At 67.3% G+C, this 14,743-nt stretch carries 16 protein-coding genes; 10 read left to right on the top strand and 6 right to left on the bottom strand.

From position 1 onward, the window contains the following. Positions 1-2: 2 nt before the first annotated feature. On the bottom strand, positions 3-704 hold the full coding sequence (locus AC1REM_RS02530) for a TRAP transporter small permease (protein WP_492513177.1): 702 nt from the start codon (positions 702-704) through the stop codon (positions 3-5). 195 nt (positions 705-899) lie between these two features. Between AC1REM_RS02530 and AC1REM_RS02535 the strand changes: the two genes are divergently transcribed. From AC1REM_RS02535 to AC1REM_RS02575, 9 genes are all read left to right on the top strand, one after another. After that, positions 900-1,853, top strand: coding sequence for a 3-hydroxyacyl-CoA dehydrogenase family protein (locus AC1REM_RS02535; protein WP_492513178.1), 954 nt, complete (start codon positions 900-902; stop codon positions 1,851-1,853). After that, positions 1,850-2,602, top strand: coding sequence for a FadR/GntR family transcriptional regulator (locus tag AC1REM_RS02540; protein WP_204938446.1), 753 nt, complete (start codon positions 1,850-1,852; stop codon positions 2,600-2,602). The genes AC1REM_RS02535 and AC1REM_RS02540 overlap by 4 nt, the downstream gene beginning before the upstream one ends. Positions 2,603-2,727: 125 nt before the next feature. Then, positions 2,728-3,753 (top strand): TRAP transporter substrate-binding protein, encoded by a 1,026-nt coding sequence (locus AC1REM_RS02545; RefSeq protein WP_492513179.1) that lies wholly within the window; start codon positions 2,728-2,730, stop codon positions 3,751-3,753. Positions 3,754-3,832: 79 nt separating this feature from the next. After that, positions 3,833-5,098: a 3-oxo-tetronate kinase gene (gene otnK, locus AC1REM_RS02550; protein WP_492513180.1), complete on the top strand. Its 1,266-nt coding sequence runs from the start codon at positions 3,833-3,835 to the stop codon at positions 5,096-5,098. After that, positions 5,095-5,727: a class II aldolase/adducin family protein gene (locus tag AC1REM_RS02555; protein ID WP_492513181.1), complete on the top strand. Its 633-nt coding sequence runs from the start codon at positions 5,095-5,097 to the stop codon at positions 5,725-5,727. Before otnK ends, AC1REM_RS02555 begins: the two co-directional genes overlap by 4 nt. Continuing rightward, a complete protein-coding gene (locus AC1REM_RS02560; RefSeq protein WP_492513182.1) occupies positions 5,724-6,530 on the top strand; it encodes a TIM barrel protein in 807 nt (268 codons plus the stop codon). The genes AC1REM_RS02555 and AC1REM_RS02560 overlap by 4 nt, the downstream gene beginning before the upstream one ends. 117 nt (positions 6,531-6,647) lie before the next feature. Continuing rightward, a complete protein-coding gene (locus AC1REM_RS02565) occupies positions 6,648-7,028 on the top strand; it encodes a GntR family transcriptional regulator (protein WP_378786590.1) in 381 nt (126 codons plus the stop codon). Then, on the top strand, positions 7,025-7,921 hold the full coding sequence (locus AC1REM_RS02570; protein ID WP_492513183.1) for an ABC transporter ATP-binding protein: 897 nt from the start codon (positions 7,025-7,027) through the stop codon (positions 7,919-7,921). Before AC1REM_RS02565 ends, AC1REM_RS02570 begins: the two co-directional genes overlap by 4 nt. Then, positions 7,921-8,607 carry a hypothetical protein gene (locus AC1REM_RS02575; protein ID WP_492513184.1) on the top strand — a complete coding sequence of 229 codons (687 nt, stop codon included), beginning with the start codon at positions 7,921-7,923 and terminating at the stop codon, positions 8,605-8,607. The genes AC1REM_RS02570 and AC1REM_RS02575 overlap by 1 nt, the downstream gene beginning before the upstream one ends. A gap of 66 nt (positions 8,608-8,673) precedes the next feature. Here the strand turns inward: AC1REM_RS02575 and AC1REM_RS02580 are convergent, their stop codons facing one another. The 5 genes from AC1REM_RS02580 to AC1REM_RS02600 are packed head-to-tail and all read right to left on the bottom strand — an operon-like array spanning position 8,674 to position 13,177. Continuing rightward, positions 8,674-9,450, bottom strand: a complete 777-nt coding sequence (locus AC1REM_RS02580; protein ID WP_492513185.1) for a DeoR/GlpR family DNA-binding transcription regulator — start codon at positions 9,448-9,450, stop codon at positions 8,674-8,676. Further along, positions 9,447-10,292 carry a class II fructose-bisphosphate aldolase gene (locus AC1REM_RS02585; RefSeq protein ID WP_492513186.1) on the bottom strand — a complete coding sequence of 282 codons (846 nt, stop codon included), beginning with the start codon at positions 10,290-10,292 and terminating at the stop codon, positions 9,447-9,449. Before AC1REM_RS02585 ends, AC1REM_RS02580 begins: the two co-directional genes overlap by 4 nt. After that, complete coding sequence (locus AC1REM_RS02590) at positions 10,289-11,254, bottom strand: 1-phosphofructokinase family hexose kinase (protein ID WP_492513187.1); 966 nt, start codon at positions 11,252-11,254, stop codon at positions 10,289-10,291. Before AC1REM_RS02590 ends, AC1REM_RS02585 begins: the two co-directional genes overlap by 4 nt. Next, on the bottom strand, positions 11,251-12,252 hold the full coding sequence (locus AC1REM_RS02595) for an ROK family protein (protein WP_492513188.1): 1,002 nt from the start codon (positions 12,250-12,252) through the stop codon (positions 11,251-11,253). Before AC1REM_RS02595 ends, AC1REM_RS02590 begins: the two co-directional genes overlap by 4 nt. 28 nt (positions 12,253-12,280) lie before the next feature. Beyond that, positions 12,281-13,177 (bottom strand): SIS domain-containing protein, encoded by an 897-nt coding sequence (locus tag AC1REM_RS02600; RefSeq protein WP_492513189.1) that lies wholly within the window; start codon positions 13,175-13,177, stop codon positions 12,281-12,283. Between the two features lie 284 nt (positions 13,178-13,461). Between AC1REM_RS02600 and AC1REM_RS02605 the strand changes: the two genes are divergently transcribed. Continuing rightward, positions 13,462-14,712, top strand: coding sequence for an extracellular solute-binding protein (locus tag AC1REM_RS02605; RefSeq protein ID WP_492513190.1), 1,251 nt, complete (start codon positions 13,462-13,464; stop codon positions 14,710-14,712). The last annotated feature ends 31 nt before the right edge of the window (positions 14,713-14,743 follow it).

Consider the following 14,743-nt stretch of genomic DNA (forward strand, 5'->3'; position numbering starts at 1 on the left):
CGTCACGCCTCCTTCGAAGAGTCGTCAGCGGCGCGGCGCTGGGCGGGAGATGACCCGGTTTCCTGGCCTCCGGTCGTACCGTCGAGAAGCCCGTGCCCTTCGCGGGTCGCCTCCTCGACGTCGCCCACCTCGGAGTCGAGAACGTCGATGACGGCCTGGTCCGCATCGGCGTTGAGAACGGTGAGGCGACCGCGGAAGAAAGCGACCGCGCGCTCGATGGTGAAGATCGCGCTGAGTGCAGCACCGACGGGAACGGCCATGTAGACCCACGACACCTTCGCCTGGATGCCGAGGCCGCCTGCGATGCCCGCGAGGAGCTGACGGTCACCGGCGGGGATCAGGCCGAAGGTGAGCCAGCCGAGGATGAGCAGTGTCACGGTGGTCGTCACGGCAACGGCGAGGCCCAGCCAGCGTTCCATCTTTGCCGGGATGAACTTGGACACGAGGTCGAGTGTGAGGTGCTCGCCGCGACGCAGTCCGAGCGGGATCGCCAGCATCGTGGACCAGACGAAGAGGCTGATCGCCAGCTCCTCCGACCAGACGGTCGGGCTGTTCGCGACGTATCGTGCGGCGACCTGGATCACGATCGTGATGGTCATGACGCTGAAGCCGATCACCACGAGAGCGGCGACCACGCGGTCCAGGACGGCCAGCGGACCCCGGTTCAGAGCGGGGGGCTGAGGAACCCAGTCCTCTTCGGACATGCTGTCTCCTTTGAGAGCGGGTAGTGAGAGAACGAGCGAAGTGGTTAACCACTTTTCGACTCAGTGTGCAATCCTGACCGTATTCGCCTTGAAATGTCAAGGCGAAATGAATGAAGTGGTTGACCACTTGCCGAAGAGTATGCAAACATCGTGCTCAGACAGCGGGGTCGACCAGCACCCCATCGAAGGAGAGAAGTGTCTGAAATCACGCGCGTTGCGATCGTCGGAGCCGGCTACATGGGCGGCGGCATCGCACAGGTGCTTGCCCAGTCCGGAGTGGCCTGCGTGCTGCTCGATGCTGTGGCAGGGCGCGCACAGACCCGCCGTGATGAGGTGCTCGCCGAAGCAGACTCGCACCTCGCCCGGGGCTTCATCACCGCCGCCGAGCGCGAGACCCTCACGGCCAATCTCTCCGCCAGCGAAGACCTCCCCGCGACGGTCGGGAGCGCCGACCTCATCATGGAGGTGGTCTTCGAGGAGATCTCCCTCAAGCATGAGGTGCTCCGCACGATCGAGAAGCACGCACGTCCCGACGCCATCATCGGCTCCAACACCTCCGCGATTCCGATCGGAGAGCTGGCGGAGGTCCTGGAGAAGCCAGAGCGCTTTGCCGGCATCCACTGGTTCAACCCCGCCCCGCTCCTGCCCGGAGTGGAGGTCATCGCCCACGCGACGACCGATCGCTCCCTGCTCTCGGGCATCGTGACCATGCTCGAGAACGCTGGCAAGGAGCCCGCCATCGTCGCGGACACCCCGGGTTTCGTCTGCAACCGCCTGCAGTTCGCCCTCTACAAGGAGGCGGTCCAGATGGTGCAGGACGGCGCTGCGACGCCGGAGGAGATCGACACCGTGGTGCGGGCATCCTTCGGATTCCGCCTCGCCCTCTACGGTCCTTTCGCGGTCGGCGACATGGCCGGACTCGACGTCTACGCGAACTCGTACGTCTCGCTGGAGCGCGCTTTCGGCGAGCGCTTCACAGTTCCTGCCATGCTCAAGGAGCGCGTCGATTCCGGAGATCTCGGCATCAAGACCGGCGGAGGATTCCTCGGACTGGAGGCAGACGAGGCTCGTCGGATGATCGAAGCGCGTGACAACGCCTACGCGCAGCTCCTGAAGCTCCGTCGCCAGCTCCGAGAGGAATCCCGATGACACCGGCCGCCAACGCACCCGTCTCGCTCCCGCCGATCGACCCGACAGCCGAGCTCTCCTCTGAGATCATCCGCGCGCTCACCGAGTACTTCTTCTCCGGAGACCTGCTCGGAGGCAGCCGCATCCCGAGTGAGCGCCAGCTGGCCGAGTCCCTCGGCGTGAGCCGTGGCGCGGTGCGCGAAGCCATCCAATCACTGGGACTGCTGGGGGTGCTGGAGATCCGCCAGGGTGCAGGCACCTATCTTCGCTCGACCGGATCGACGCTGCTGCCGCGCGTCATCGAATGGGGGCTCTTCCTCGGCGAGCGCCGCGTGATGGATCTCGTGGAGGCGCGTCAGGAGATCGAGTTCGCCCTTGCGGGCCTCGCAGCACGTCGACGCACCGAGGAACAGGCCGCGGAGCTCGTCGCCCTCGTCGAGCAGATGGACGACCTCGGCCCCGGCGAGGCGTTCGTGGCCGCCGACATCGCCTTCCACTCGGCGATCGCTCGCGCCGCCCGCAACCTCGCCCTCGCCGATGTGCTGTCGAACATCACGTCACTTCTCGAAGTGTGGATGACCCGTTCCATCCAGTCCGCCGGAGAGACCCACAGCTCCAACCAGGAGCACCGTCGAGTCGTCGAAGCGATCGTCGCGCGCGACCCCCGCAAAGCGCAGGCAGCGATGCGCGCGCACCTCCGCAGCGCCGAGAAGCGCCTGCGCCGCACCCTGGGCGACCTGCCCGAGGGCATCGAGAACGTCACCACCTGATCCACCGCCGACCAGTCCGGTCGGCGCAGACCCCACACAGTAACCGCCAGCAAGAACGGCACACATGAGGACCTCCTCTCCTCATGCGATCACGCGCGCCGTCGCGCGTAGAAAGGCACGTCACCATGCGCACCAACACCACCTTCCGCCGGCTCTTCGCCGCCGGATCCGCCCTCGTGCTCGCAGCGGGCATCGCGGGATGCTCCTCGTCTCCCGCGACCGGCAGCACCGAGGACGGTGCCATCGAGTCAATGAGCCTCACCCTCGGTCATGCCTACGCCCCGGACAGCCTGCAGCACCGGGCCGCCGAGCAGCTCTCCGAGCTCGTCGCAGAGAAGAGCGATGGCGCGATCACGATCGATCTGTTCCCCTCCGCGCAGCTCGGCAGCTGGGAGGAGATGCAGGAGGGCCTCGAGATCGGCAGCGTCGACATCGTCATCGAGAGCCTGGGCTCGCTCGAGCGCTACACCGACCTGGCTGCGATCGAGGGCCTGCCCTTCCTTTACGAGGACGCCGATCACTTCTTCGAGGTCTGGGACGGCGACATGTCCGCAGAGATCCTCGACGCCGTGCGCGAGGACTCCGGGTTCAAGCTCATCGGCGCGCTCTACCGCGGAGGACGTCAGCTCAACTCGATCCGCGAGGTCGACGGCCTCGACGACCTCTCCGGCCTGAAGCTGCGTGTTCCGAACCAGCAGACGTACATCTCGACCTGGCAGGCGCTGGGCGCGAGCCCCACGCCGATGGCGCTCAACGAGGTCTTCTCCGCAATGGAACAGGGTGCGATCGAGGGTCAGGAGAACCCGATCGACGTCGTGCGCTTCAGCTCGTTCTACGAGGTGGCGCCGTTCGTCGCGGAGACGAACCACCTGTTCGGCAACTTCCACTTCCAGATGTGGGGCGACTCCTTCGACCAGTTCCCGGCAGAGGTGCAGGAGATCCTGCTCGCCGCCGCGGACGAGGTGTCGGCCGACTACCGCGCCACGTCGATCTCCGAAGCCGCGGAGAACAAGAAGTTCCTCGAGGACGCCGGCGTCGCGTTCACCACGATCGACCTGGCCGAGTGGCGCAAGCCCGTCGCGTCGCTGATCGACGCCGCCAACCCGCAGGTCAAGACCTGGGCCGAGGCCATCCTCGCCCTGCGCGACTGACCCTCGCAACCACTGATCGCCGGGTGCGAGCGCACATCGCTCCGCCCGGCGATCGCCGCATCACCCAAGGAGACACCCCATGAGCACCCCGCCCATCACGCCGTGGCTCGGCGTCATCGCCGATGACTACACCGGCGCGACCGACCTCGCAGGAATGATCGCCCGTACGGGCATGCGCGTCGTGCAGCTGCTGGGTGTTCCCGAAGAAGGTACTGCGGCCGTCGATGCCGATTGTGTCGTCGTCGCACTCAAGAGCCGGAGCATCCCCGCAGAGGATGCCGTCGCACAGAGCGTCGAGTCGGCGCGTTGGCTGCTCTCGCTCGGAGTGGAACAGCTCTACTTCAAGTACTGCTCGACCTTCGACTCGACCGACAAGGGCAACATCGGGCCGGTGGCGGATGCTCTCGCCGCGCTCGTCTCCGCACGTTCCGTCGTCTTCGCGCCCGCCGTTCCCGAGCACGGCCGGACCACCTATCTCGGCCATCTCTTCGTCGGAGACCGCCTGCTGTCGGACTCGCCGCTGCGGGACCACCCCATCAATCCGATGACGGACAGCGACCTTCGCCGCGTCCTCGGCCGCCAGACCACAACTCCGGTCGGTCTGCTCGACCTGTCGACGGTGCGCTCCGGCGCCGCGGCGCTGGAGGCGATGCGCGCGCAGACCGACGAGCGCGTCTTCCACATCGCCGACATCGTCTCGGACGACGACGTCGTCGCGATCGCCGAGGTCACACGCCTCGATCCGCTCGTCACCGGCGGGGCAGCGCTCGGTGCTGCCCTCGCCGCGCTCCGTTCCTCGGCGCAGACCGGCGCCGCCCTCACGGTGCCCCCGGGACCGGCACTCGTTCTCGCGGGGAGCTGCTCGGCGGCCACGCGGGGGCAGATCGCCGAGCACCGTATCGAGCACCCTGTCTTCACCGTCGATGTCTACGCGCTGGATCGCGGAGAGGATGTCGTCACGCAGGCACTCGTGTTCCTCGCGGAGAACGCGGATGCCGTTCCCGCGGTGGTCGCCTCCACCGACCCCGACGCCGTCCGCCAGATCCAGGAGGATCTCGGCGTCGAACGCTCCTCCCTGCTCGTCGAGACCGCTCTCGGCGAGATCGCGCGGGGTGCGGTCGCCCAGGGCTTCGGCCGGATCCTCGTCGCCGGCGGCGAGACATCCGGCTCGGTCGTGAACAGCCTCGGAGTCCGCGCGCTGCGCATCGGCCAGGAGGTTGCTCCAGGTGTGCCGTGGACGGTCGCCGAGGGTGCGCAGCCTGTGGCCCTGCTGCTGAAGTCCGGCAACTTCGGCGGACCCCGCATCTTCGCGGACGCACTCGCGGTCGCGGAGGGGTCGCGATGAAGGAGGCGGATGCGTTCGCGGCACTCATCTCCACAGGTCGCGCACTCGCCAGCGCGGGGCTCTCGCCGGGCACCACGGGCAACATCTCGACAAGAGTCGGCGACCGCATCCTGGTCTCCGGAACCGGCGCACGCCTGGGTGCATTGAGCAACGACGACATCGCCATTCTCACGCTCGACGGCGAACGGATCCTCGGTGCGGCTCCCACGAAGGAAGCCATGCTGCACGTGCGGGCCTACTCAGTGCGCCCCGAAGCGACGGCTGTCGTGCATCTGCACTCTCCGGCCGCTCTCGCCGTGTCGTGTCTCGCCGGCCTGCAGGAGACCTCACCTCTGCCCTGCTACACGCCGTACTACGCGATGAAGGCAGGACGCGTCGCCCTCGTCGACTACTTCCCTCCCGGCGATGAACGCCTCGCCGAAGCATCCGGGAGGGCACTGCGGTCGGCGGACAGCCTGCTTCTGCGCCGTCACGGACTCGTCACGATCGGGCCGGAACTCGCCACGGCCGTAGCCGCAGCGGAGGAGCTCGAAGCGAACGCAGACATCCACCTGCGCCTCGCGGGACGCGCCGCCGATCCACTCTCCCCCGACGACGTCGCCGCGCTCCCGCACTGGAGGAACAGATGAGCACGCACGCCTACTCGATCATCAACCCATCGATCCTGATCGGTGACCTCCCGCTCGAGGAGCAGCTGCGCCTCGTGCGCAATCGCGGATTCCGCGGAGTCGAGCTGTGGTGGCCGTTCGAGACAGCGACTCCGTCCGGTTCGGACGTCGACGCTGTGCTGACGACCATCGCGGACTCTCGTCTGCGCCTGGTCGGCATGAACCTGTATGAGGGCGGGATGGCGCTGGGCAACCGCGGCATCACCTGCTGGCCGGGGGTGGACGCCGAGTTCGACGCATCGATCGAGGTCGGCCTGCGCTTTCATGAGGCCACGGGCGTGCAGAACTTCAACGTTCTGCATGGAACCCTCAACGATCACGAAACCCGGGACGCGCAGAACGACCGTGCGGCGGTGCGTACCGCCCGCGCGGCGGACGCCTTCTCGGACGTCGGCGGAATCGTCACGATCGAGCAGCTCTCGCACATTCCCGGCTACGGTCTGCGCACGATGGCGGAGGTCACGGAGGCGGTCGCGCGGGCTCGGGAACGGGCGACGACCGGGACCATCCTGGTGCAGGTCGACCTGTTCCACATGTTCAACATGGGCGACGACGTCGCCGCGTACTTCCGCGACCACTGGCGCGAGATCGGTCACGTTCAGGTTGCCGACTTCCCCGGGCGCGGGGCACCGGGAACCGGCGAGCAGCCCATCGATGAGCTGCTCGCCCTGTTGCGAGCCCAGGGATATCGACGCGAGATCGCGCTGGAGTACTCGCATTACGAGAACAACGACCCTTTCGCGCACGTCACCGTCGCCTGCTGACCACACCACGAGTGGCCCCTCCTTCGGGAGGGGCCACTTCTTTTTTGGGCTTGACATCTCCGCGCGTTCATGGGTTACTTAGTCAAGTAACTAACCAACCTACCGAGCGGAGGACCTGTGATCGAAGAAGGCAAAGCGCTCTTCCTCCAGATCGCCGAGCAGATCGAAGACTCGATCCTCGACGGGTCACTGGCCGAAGAGGCCCAGGCGCCGTCGACGAATGAGCTCGCGGCGTTCTACCGCATCAACCCCGCCACCGCAGCCAAGGGAGTCGCCATGCTCACCGAAAAGGGAGTGCTGTACAAGCGCCGCGGCATCGGAATGTTCGTCGCCGATGGCGCCCGCGATCTTCTCCTCGGCGAACGCCGCACCGCATTCGCCGACCGCTACATCGATCCGCTGCTCGCCGAGGCCCGCACCATCGGCCTCAGCCCCGCCGACCTCGCCGCGCTCATCCAGGCGCGCGCGACCGCAGCCCCCGAAGGGACCAACACATGACCGCCGTCATCGAGGTGAAGAACCTCACGAAGCGCTACAAGGACAAGCGCGCTCTCGACAACGTCTCGCTCACCCTCGAGGGAGGCACGATCTACGGCCTGCTCGGACGCAACGGCGCCGGCAAGACCACGCTCATGTCGATCCTGACCGCGCAGAACTTCGCCTCGGCCGGCGATGTGAAGGTGTTCGGCGAGCACCCTTACGAGAACGCGCACGTCCTCAACCGCATGTGCTTCGTTCGCGAGAGCCAGAAGTACCCGGATGACGCGTATCCGCGGCACGCCTTCAAGGCGGCGAGCCTGTTCTTCAAGAACTGGGACCAGGAGTACGCAGAGCGCCTCATCGCCGACTTCCAGCTGCCGATGAAGCAGACCATCAAGAAGCTCTCCCGCGGGCAGCTCTCGGCGGTCGGCGTGATCATCGGCCTCGCGGCACGTGCCGAGATCACCTTCTTCGATGAGCCCTACCTCGGACTCGACGCCGTCGCCCGGCAGATCTTCTATGACCGCCTGATCGAGGACTACGCCGAGCACCCGCGCACGGTCATCCTCTCGTCACACCTGATCGACGAGGTCTCCAACCTCATCGAGCGGGTCATCGTGATCGACCAGGGAGAGATCCTCCTGCACGAGGAGACGGATGCGCTGCGTGACCGCGCGGTGACCGTCGTGGGCGATGCGGCGAAGGTGGATGCCTGGGCCGAAGGCCGCGACATCCTGCACCGCGAGGAGCTCGGCCGCGTGGCATCCGTCACCGCGCTCGGAAGCCTGAACGCAGCCGAACGTGCGGAGATCCATGACAACGGGCTCGATCTCGCGCCCGTCTCCCTGCAGCAGCTGATCGTGCGTCTGACTCAGAAGAACGGCGCGCCCGTGAACGAGGAGGTGCGCTGATGCGACGCGTACTCAATGTCATCCGCCTGCAGATGATCAACCGGCAGACCTTCATCTGGGTGCCGCTGATCGTGCTCGCCGGCGCCACCGTGATCTCGGTGTTGATCTACGCCATGATCCCGGTCGACACCCCCAAGTACGGCGGCGGCGGGCAGGCACCGCTCTGGTACTTCTTCGCGATCGGCATCTCGGCCATGTCGCTGACGTTCCCGTTCTCTCAGGCCATGAGCATCACGCGGCGCGACTTCTTCCTCGGCACGATGCTGACGGCCGTGCTCGCCAGCGCCTTCATGGGCGCACTGTTCCTGATCGGCGGAGGCATCGAGATGGCCACCAACGGATGGGGTGTCAACGGCTACGTCTTCTACCTGCCATGGCTGTGGGAGGCCGGCCCGCTCGGCGCGTGGACGGTCTACTTCGCACTGGCGCTGTTCCTGTTCGTCCTCGGCTTCACCGGCGCGACGATCTACAAGAGCTGGGGGCTGACCGTTCTGACGATCGTCTGGGTCGCACTCGCACTGATCATCGTCGGCCTCGTCTTCCTGACGACGCGCCTGAACCTCTGGGAGCAGGTCTGGCAGTCGATCGGCGATCTCGGCGCACTCGGTCTCGCGCTGTGGGGACTCGTCGTCACCGCCGTGTGCATGGCGGTGTCGTTCATCGCCTTCCGGCGCACGGTGCCGTAGGCACGGAGACGGTGGGGCCCGGCCTGCGATCAGGCCGGGCCCCGCACTGCGTCCTGTTGCAGCGTCTCAGCGTGCGACGACGACCTCGAACCCGGCTTCCACGAGCGCGGCCCGGTCATCGGGCGAGATCTCATCGTCGGTGAGCAGCTTGGGAAACAGCTCCGGACCGCCGATCGCAGCGAACGCGGAGACGCCCACCTTGGTGGAGTCCGCGACGATGGCCGCGTGGCGGGCGCGCGACGCCATCATGCGATTGACGGCCGCCTCGCGCTCATCATGCGTTGTCGCGCCAGAGTCGGCCGCGATGCCATTGACGCCGATGAAGGCGAAATCCAGGCGGATGCCGCTGAGCAGCTGTTCCACGAAAGGTCCGACGAGCTCGTAACTGCGGGCGTGGATCACCCCGCCGGTCACGACCACCTTGATATCGGGTCGGGTGGCGAGCTGCGCGGCGATGTTGACCGCGTTCGTCACGACCGTGATGCCCCGCTCGGAGAGGTCATCGCGCGCGGCGAGGGCTGCGGCGATCGCCGTCGTGGTGGTGCCACCCGACAGTCCGATGACCGCGCCAGGGGGCACCAGCGCTGCGGCGGCACGAGCGATGCGTTCTTTCGCATCGGCGCGCTGATGGCTCTTGTACCGAATGGGCAGTTCATAGGCGACGGACTGCGCCACCGCGCCGCCGTGGGTGCGCGTCAGAAGCCGCCGCTCGGCGAGGCTGTCGAGATCGCGGCGGGTGGTGGCGGCGGATGCACCGAACTGGTCGACGAGCTCCTCGACCGTGACCTCACCCTGCGTTGCGAGGAGATCGAGGATCGCGGTGAGACGGGCAGCGCGTTTCATGCGGCCGGCGCCAGGGCGAACAGACGCAGCATCCGTGCCGCCTCTGCGGCGACAGCGTCGCGTCCGAGCTTCACGTACTTGCGCGAGTCGACGAGGCTCTCGTCACTCGCGAGCTTCGCGCGGACGGCGCGCGTGAAGAAGCCGTTCAGGTGCGTCGAGACGTTGATCTTCGTCATGCCTGCGCGCACCGCGTCGGCGATCACCGCATCCGCGACGCCGGACGACCCATGCAGGACGAGCGGCACATCGAGGGCATCGCGCAGGCGCCCGATGAGTTCGATGTCGAGTGAGGCGGAGCGATCGAGCATCGCGTGCGACGAACCGACCGCGACGGCGAGTGCGTCGACGCCTGTCGCGGCCACGAAGGCGGCCGCTTCTGCGGGGTCTGTGCGCACGCCCGGCGCGTGGGCGCCGTCTTTGCCGCCGACCTCTCCCAGCTCGCCTTCGACGAAGACACCGGCGGCTCTGGCGCGTGCCACAACTTCAGCGGTCAGCGCGACGTTTTCGTCGTAGGGCAGCGCACCGCCGTCGAACATGACCGAGCCGAAGCCGAGGGCGATGGCCTCGTCGACCAGCTCCACCCGCTCGGCGTGATCGAGGTGCACCGCGACGGGCATGTCGGCGCGGCGGGCGACGGCGAGCGTCGCCAGCGCGATCGGTTCAAGGCCGCCGTGGTAGTCCGCGCAGTTCTGCGAGATCTGCAGGATGACCGGGAGTTCTGCGAGGGATGCCGCGGCGACGAGCGCCTCCGCGGTCTCAAGGTGCAGCACGTTGAATGCGCCGACACCGGTGCCGCGGGCCGCAGCATCGCGGACGAGATCAGCCGCAGAGACGAGGGTCATCGAGGGTCCTTCTGTTCGGGAGCGAAGTCGTGCGTCTCGACAAGGAGCGCATCGGCCAGGGACGGCCAGGAGTCGTGGATCTCACCCGCGAGCGGCATGAGCACCGCCGCGGCGGACCAGGCGGTCGCGCGACGCAGGATGGCCTCAGGATCGCGGATACCCTCAGCCCAGAGCGCGGCGCAGGCGGCCACGGCCGCATCGCCCGCACCTGTGGGGTTGCCCGCGAGCGGGGCCTGCAGTCGGGCCCGAACGACAGCATCGGCGGTGACGGCCAGCATCCCGTCGGCGCCCATCGACAACAGCACGAGTTCCGCACCGCGACGCAGCAGTTCAGCGGCACCCGCGAGCGGGTCGCTGATCCCCGTCGCTTCGGCGAGCTCGGCGGCGTTCGGCTTGAGAACGGATGCGCCCGCATCCGCGGCGTGCAGCAGCGCGGGGCCCGAGGTGTCGACGATCACGGCCGCACCGGCGGCGCGGCCCGCGATGATGAGCGAGGGCAGCAGCTCCGCAGGAGCGCCGGGAGGCAGGCTGCCCGAGATCACGAGGACAGGGGCGTTGTCACCCGCTTCGGCGGCGTCGACGAGGCTCTCGCCGACAGCATCGAGAAGCGCACGCCACTCGTCATCCGACGGATTGATGCCCCGCTCGTTCACGATCGTCGTGTCACCGAGATGCTCGTCAACGAGGGCGATGCTGCGACGCGTCTCTGCGACGACGGGGATGAGCAGGTGCGGCACGCCGCTTGAGCGCAGTTCGAGGGCGAATTCCCCACCGGCGGCACCGCCGACCGTCGTGAGAGCCCGCACCGCCGCACCCTGCGCGTGCGCGACGCGCGCGACGTTGAGGCCCTTGCCGCCTGCCCGCGCGCGACCGGTGTCGGCGCGGTGCACCCCACCGGGGATGATCCGGTCGACGTGCCAGGTGAGATCGAGCGCCGGATTCGGCGTCACGGTGATGATCATGCGACTTCCCTCGCACGCAGCGCGGCACCCAGGATTCCGGCGTTGCCGAGGAGTTCGGCGGGCACCAGGGCGGGGATGCGGTGAAAGCTCAACCGCGCCGCGAGTCGCTGATGCAGCTCATCGAACAGCGCACCGCCGGCCCGCGAGAGACCTCCGCCGATCACGACGGCTTCCGGTGCGACGACGGCGGTCAGCTGCGCGATCGCGAGGGTCAGCGCGTCGAGCGCCTCATTCCAGATGCGCGCTGCGACGTCATCTCCCGCGTTCGCACGGGCGATGACCTCTTTCGCTCCGTCCACCACGACGCCCGTCGCCTCGGTGTAGCGGCGAGCGATCGCTCCGGCGGATGCCACGGTCTCCAGGCATCCGCGCGCCCCGCAGGGGCATTGCGGCCCTTCCGCGATCGGAGAGTGCCCGATCTCCCCGGCGTAGCCGCCTGCCGTGTACGGTCGCCCCCCTACGAGAATCGCCCCGGCGATTCCGGTGCCGATGATGAGCACCACGGCGTTCGAATAGGCGCGCGCACCGCCGAGGACGTGCTCAGCCCAACTCGCGGAGCGGACATCGTGATCGAAGGCGACAGGCAACCCGAACGCTTCGCCTGCGAGGTCGCGCAGCGGCGCATCGTGCCACCCGAGATTGCTCGCAAACACGCCGATCCCGGCATCCGCGTCGACGATTCCGGGAACCACGAGACCGACAGCGCGTGGCACGATCTGCGGATGCTGCTCCTGCAGCTCTGCGGCGAGGTCATGCAACCGTGCGACGAGGCGCCCCGGCATGTCTGGTCCCGCAGGAGGCGTAGGCGTGCGCCGCAGCCCGATGGCCGTGCCGTTCTCATCGAAGAGCGCCGATTTGATGTCGGTGCCGCCGACATCGAAGGCGAGCACCGCCGCGCCGCGTCCGATCGAGGCGGCGCGGGCGAGACGATCACCTGACGCGTCCTGCACCACATCCGGCACAGCACGGGCCGCGTCGGCGCCCTCAGGGCTGCTCATGTCGGATCCTCTCGTCACGCGCTCTCGACTACGCGTCGAGGATAACGGCGCGCGTGAGGTTGCGCGGCTGATCAGGGTCGAGACCCGCAGCCAGCGAACGGTCGAGTGCCACCTGGTGCAGGCGCGCGAGATCGGCCATCGGGTCGATCGCGTGCTCGACGAAGCGGGCGCCTGTCGCCTCGACCTGTCCGCGCAGGCCCTCGGGGGCGGCGCCGAACTGCCAGGTGATGCGACCGGGAGCCGCGATCGCGATCGGGCCGTGGCGGTATTCCATCGAGGGGTATGACTCGGTCCACGACTGCGAGGACTCGCGCATCTTGAGCGCGGCCTCGTGTGCGAGTCCGACCGTCCACCCGCGACCGAGGAAGCTGTACTGCTCCGCCGTGGCGAGGGTCGGATCCACATCGGCGAGCGCCGTGCGAGCGTCGGCGATCGCACCGCTGAGGTCTTCACCGAGCGACGCGCGGAACAGTGCGAGCGCCGTGGTGGCGAAGCGGGTCTGCACGACCGACTGCTCATCCGCGAAAGGAAGCACGACGGCATCGTCGACCATGTTCACGAGCGGAGAGTCCGGGTCGCCGATCACGCCGATCGTGTGCACGGAGGAGTCGAGACCCGAGATGAGCTCGAGCACCTCTGAGGTCGTCCCCGAACGGGTCAGTGCGACGACGGCGTCATAGCCACGGTTCACGAAGTTCTCCGATGCGGCGAACGCATCCGTGACGCCGAACCCACCGGACTCGCGCAGGACGGCGTACGACTGCGCCATGAACCACGAAGTGCCGCAGCCGACGACGGCAACACGCGCACCGGTCGCCGGAAGAAGCTGCTGCTCAGCGCGCATGCTGAATGCGCGCTCCCAGGTGTCGGGCTGCGAGGCGAGTTCAGCCTGCATGTGAGCACCGGCTGCGTGGGCGTTCGTCATCGTCGGAACCTCTCGAGAGTAAAAGTCACCAATTGTGCACTTTCATGATTGCTTTGTGCACGATTCGATCATAGTATCGCGTCAGTATCAATTCAATGACAAGAACTCTTGATTTGTTCGTATGCCGGACAAATAATCAGATGGCTGTCTCTCTCGGTCGCAACGCGGCTACCGAGACGGCGTCGGGCACCCCCGAAGCCAGCCTCGAGATTTGAGTCTGAATCACGCACTGTCGCGTGCAGTAGTTGCGACTGTGCACCACCAACACAGTGAGGATGCAACACATGAAGAAGTCCCTGCGGTTTGGCGCTGTCGCCCTCGCGGCGACCGCCACTCTCACGCTCGCCTCGTGCGGCTTCGGCGGCAACGCCGGCGGCGACTCCGGCGGCGATGCCGGCGGCGCGACGACCATCGACCTGCTCGTTCCCAGCTACTCCGACCAGACCAAGTCGCTCTGGGAGGACGTCATCAAGGGCTTCGAGGCCGAGAACTCGGACATCAAGGTCAACCTCGAGGTGCAGTCGTGGGACAACCTCGAGAAGGTCGTCACCACCAAGGTGCAGGCGGGCGAGGCACCCGACATCTACAACGGCGGCCCCTTCGCCGGCTTCGCCGCCGATGACCTGCTCTACGACGTCGAGGAGGTCACGAGCCCCGAGACCTTCGCCGACTTCCAGGAGTCGTTCATCAAGAACGAGCAGCTCAACGGCACCACGTACGCCCTGCCTTTCATCGCGTCGGCGCGTGCGCTGTTCGTGAACAACGCACTGCTCTCCCAGGCCGGCGTCGAGGCTCCGACCAACTGGGACGAACTGCTCGATGCGGCGACCAAGGTCTCCGGGCTCGGTGGCGGCATCGCTGGTTACGGCATGCCCCTGGGCTCGGAAGAGGCGCAGGCCGAGGCCGCTGTCTGGATCTGGGGCGGCGGCGGCACGTTCGGCGATGAGTCCGAGATCACGATCGACATCCCCGAGAACCTCCCGGGTGCCGAGCAGATCAAGAAGATGATCGACGCGGGCGCCACCCAGGCGGACCCGGGCTCCACGCAGCGTTCGCCGCTCATGGACATCTTCATCCAGGGCAAGATCGGCATGCAGGTGGGCCTGCCCCCGACAGTCGGCCAGATCGCGGAGAACAACCCCGACCTCGACTACTCGATCGTTCCGATTCCCACGAAGGACGGCTCGCCGTTCACGCTCGGCGTGGCTGACCAGCTCATGGCATTCCAGAACGACGGCGACAAGGCCGAGGCCATCACGAAGTTCTTCGACTACTTCTACTCGGCAGACGTGTACGTGCCGTGGGTGCAGGCCGAAGGCTTCCTCCCCGTCACGAAGTCGGGTGCCGAGCAGCTCTCCGGCGAGGAGGCCCTCAAGCCGTTCCTCGACGTGCTGCCGGATGCACAGTTCTACCCGAGCACCAACGCCAAGTGGTCGGCCGCCGACGGTGCCTTCAAGTCGCTGTTCGGTCAGCTTCAGACGCAGCCTGCTGCGGACGTCCTGAAGCAGATCCAGGCACAGGTCGACGCGGGCTAAAGCTCGCAACGGAAAGGGGTTCGGGTACTTC

The organism is Microbacterium sp. GW823-FHT02G05, from assembly GCF_058797175.1.

Excerpts from the sequence above, each read along its gene's own strand:
- AC1REM_RS02530 (WP_492513177.1), bottom strand. The coding sequence starts at position 704 with ATGTCCGAAGAGGACTGGGTTCCTCAGCCCCCCGCTCTGAACCGGGGT.
- AC1REM_RS02600 (WP_492513189.1), bottom strand. The coding sequence starts at position 13,177 with ATGACGAACGCCCACGCAGCCGGTGCTCACATGCAGGCTGAACTCGCC.
- AC1REM_RS02545 (WP_492513179.1), top strand. The coding sequence starts at position 2,728 with ATGCGCACCAACACCACCTTCCGCCGGCTCTTCGCCGCCGGATCCGCC.
- AC1REM_RS02580 (WP_492513185.1), bottom strand. The coding sequence starts at position 9,450 with ATGAAACGCGCTGCCCGTCTCACCGCGATCCTCGATCTCCTCGCAACG.
- AC1REM_RS02570 (WP_492513183.1), top strand. The coding sequence starts at position 7,025 with ATGACCGCCGTCATCGAGGTGAAGAACCTCACGAAGCGCTACAAGGAC.
- AC1REM_RS02555 (WP_492513181.1), top strand. The coding sequence starts at position 5,095 with ATGAAGGAGGCGGATGCGTTCGCGGCACTCATCTCCACAGGTCGCGCA.
- otnK (WP_492513180.1), top strand. The coding sequence starts at position 3,833 with ATGAGCACCCCGCCCATCACGCCGTGGCTCGGCGTCATCGCCGATGAC.
- AC1REM_RS02540 (WP_204938446.1), top strand. The coding sequence starts at position 1,850 with ATGACACCGGCCGCCAACGCACCCGTCTCGCTCCCGCCGATCGACCCG.
- AC1REM_RS02560 (WP_492513182.1), top strand. The coding sequence starts at position 5,724 with ATGAGCACGCACGCCTACTCGATCATCAACCCATCGATCCTGATCGGT.
- AC1REM_RS02575 (WP_492513184.1), top strand. The coding sequence starts at position 7,921 with ATGCGACGCGTACTCAATGTCATCCGCCTGCAGATGATCAACCGGCAG.
- AC1REM_RS02595 (WP_492513188.1), bottom strand. The coding sequence starts at position 12,252 with ATGAGCAGCCCTGAGGGCGCCGACGCGGCCCGTGCTGTGCCGGATGTG.
- AC1REM_RS02590 (WP_492513187.1), bottom strand. The coding sequence starts at position 11,254 with ATGATCATCACCGTGACGCCGAATCCGGCGCTCGATCTCACCTGGCAC.
- AC1REM_RS02585 (WP_492513186.1), bottom strand. The coding sequence starts at position 10,292 with ATGACCCTCGTCTCTGCGGCTGATCTCGTCCGCGATGCTGCGGCCCGC.
- AC1REM_RS02605 (WP_492513190.1), top strand. The coding sequence starts at position 13,462 with ATGAAGAAGTCCCTGCGGTTTGGCGCTGTCGCCCTCGCGGCGACCGCC.